Origin of the sequence: Archangium sp., from assembly GCF_036389735.1 — a bacterium.
GTDB lineage: Bacteria > Myxococcota > Myxococcia > Myxococcales > Myxococcaceae > Archangium.
In genome coordinates, this window is record NZ_DASVWK010000492.1 from 1 (window position 1) to 2,045 (window position 2,045).

At 71.7% G+C, this 2,045-nt stretch carries 2 protein-coding genes and 1 pseudogene; 2 read left to right on the forward strand and 1 reads right to left on the reverse strand.

Going from position 1 to position 2,045, the window contains the following annotated elements; translation table 11 throughout:
• A partial coding sequence (locus VF794_RS17330) for a DUF4388 domain-containing protein (RefSeq protein ID WP_331111784.1) occupies positions 1-740 on the reverse strand: 740 nt, incomplete at its 3' end.
• Between the two features lie 30 nt (positions 741-770).
• On the opposite strand from VF794_RS17330, the gene VF794_RS17335 reads away from it, so the two are divergent.
• Both VF794_RS17335 and VF794_RS17340 read left to right on the forward strand, forming a co-directional pair.
• A complete protein-coding gene (locus VF794_RS17335; RefSeq protein ID WP_331111786.1) occupies positions 771-1,709 on the forward strand; it encodes a metalloenzyme in 939 nt (312 codons plus the stop codon).
• A pseudogene (locus tag VF794_RS17340) lies at positions 1,706-2,045 on the forward strand (hypothetical protein); the annotation flags it as partial. The gene VF794_RS17335 and the pseudogene VF794_RS17340, both read left to right, overlap by 4 nt.

Below are 2,045 nucleotides of genomic sequence, written 5' to 3' on the forward strand. Positions count from 1 at the left end.
CCCTTCTCCAGCATGTCCGTCACCGGATCCACCACCACCTCCGGCGCCCCCTCCACCTCCACCTGCTTCGCCCTCAGCAGCTCGTAGACGCGGCGCGTGGTCGACGAGCGCGACATCCCCAGCGACAGCCGCAGCCGCCCCAGGTTCTGCCCCCCCGCGCACATGCCCAGCAGAATCCGGTGCATCAGCGGCTGGCGCGGGCTCGGCTGCACCTTCGAGCGCACCGTCAGCGCGTCCCCCGGCAGCACCCGGTCCACATCCGGCTGCTCGTCCACCCACCGCAGGGACTCGAAGAGCAGCTCCCGGAGCCCCAGCTCGCACGGCGCCCACTCGTCACCCGAGCGGTCCAGGTCCTCCGTCCAGTGGAAGGCCCCATGGCCCGCCCGCGTCTGGTCCACCATGGAGCCGAACAGCTCCTCACGCACCAGCTCCCGCACCTGCTTGGGCTCCACCTTGTTCGCCCGGAAGACGGACTCCACGTCCTCGCCCCCCGACGGCATCGACTTGAAGGCCGCCAGCACCGCCGCGGCATCCGCCAGCTTCGCCAGGGAGAGCACCCGGGCCACCCGCCCCCAGAGCCCCTCGTTGGCCATGGCCAGCACCTGTCCCGAGAGCAGGTAGAGCTTGCGCTCGCCTCCCTCCCAGGAAAGGAGCTGGAGCGTGCCCGTCTTCCGGGAGCTATCCAACCATTGGAGCAATTCGGGGAGGGGGAAGCTGGAGAAATCGCCGTGGAGCGCCATGCGTGTCCATCGAAGATACAGTCGGAGGCCATGCGCGTCGCGGTCCTGTTCATCGATGGCGTTGGCATCGGACGAAACGACCCGGAGGCCAATCCTCTCGCGGGTCGCGACTATCTCCTGTCGCACTTCCAGGACGCGCCCGGCGCTCCCCTCCCCGACTCCGGCCGGTGCATCCCCGTGGACACCACCTTCGGTGTCACCGGCCGCCCCCAGTCCGCCTCCAATCAGACGGCCATCCTCACCGGCCAGCCCGCCCCCGCCCTCATCGGCCGGCACGTGCTGGGCTACCCGGACAAGCCCCTGCGGGAGCTTCTGGCCCAGCACTCCATCATCAAGCGCCTGGTGGCCGCGGGCCGGAGCGCCACCTTCGCCAACAGCTACCCCGTGGCCTACCTGGACGCGCTGAAGCTCACCCGGCGCCCCTCCTCCAGCGCCCCCGAATTCACCCTCCCCCCCGCGGCCCTGAGACGCCTGAAGGCCTCGGCCACCACGCTGGCCTTCGCCGCCGGGGAAGTCCCCCTGCGCACCTTCGATGATGCCCGGGCCGGGCAGGGCCTCACCCATGACGTCACCGGGACGCTCGCCCGGGCCCGGGGCATGGCCCACGTCCCCGAGCGCACCCCCACCGAGGCCGCCGAGGTCTTCTGGCGGGTGGCCGGCGAGGTGGACTTCACCTTCTTCGAGCATTACCTGGCGGACGAGGCCGGACATGCCCGGGACTTCGACGCCGCGCGCCAGGCCCTGGCCACCTTCGACGCCTTCGCCCGAGCCGTCGTCGCCACCCGCCCCCCGGAGGCCCGGGTGCTGGTGTGCAGCGACCACGGCAACGTGGAGGACCTCACGACGCGTTCCCACACCCTCAACCCCGTCCCCGTGCTCTACTTCGGCCCGCCGGCCCCCGAGGTGGAGGCCCTGGCCACCGTGGCGGATGTGGGCCGCACGGTGCTCCGCTGGTTGGACGCTGAATGAGGACCGAGATGCGCAACGGCAGTGGGCAGGGTGGAGTGGGGTTCATCGCCGTGCTCGTCCTGGCGCTCCTGTCCGGCTGCGCCTCCGCCCGCCGGATGGTGGCGCCGGAACCCGCCCTGTCGGCCTCGGTGGAGATGACGGGCCCGTCCGGCCAGTTCCGCATCGAGTACACCCCCGCCGACGCCCAGGACGCCGCCCGCGTCCAGCGGGCCGTGGAGCAGGCGCTGCCCCGACTCGCGCGCTGGGGCACGTTGCGCGAGACCGTCATCGTCAAGGTGATGCCCAACCATGCCGCCCTGGCCAACGCCGTCCAGCAGCGTGGCCTGGGCTGGCTGC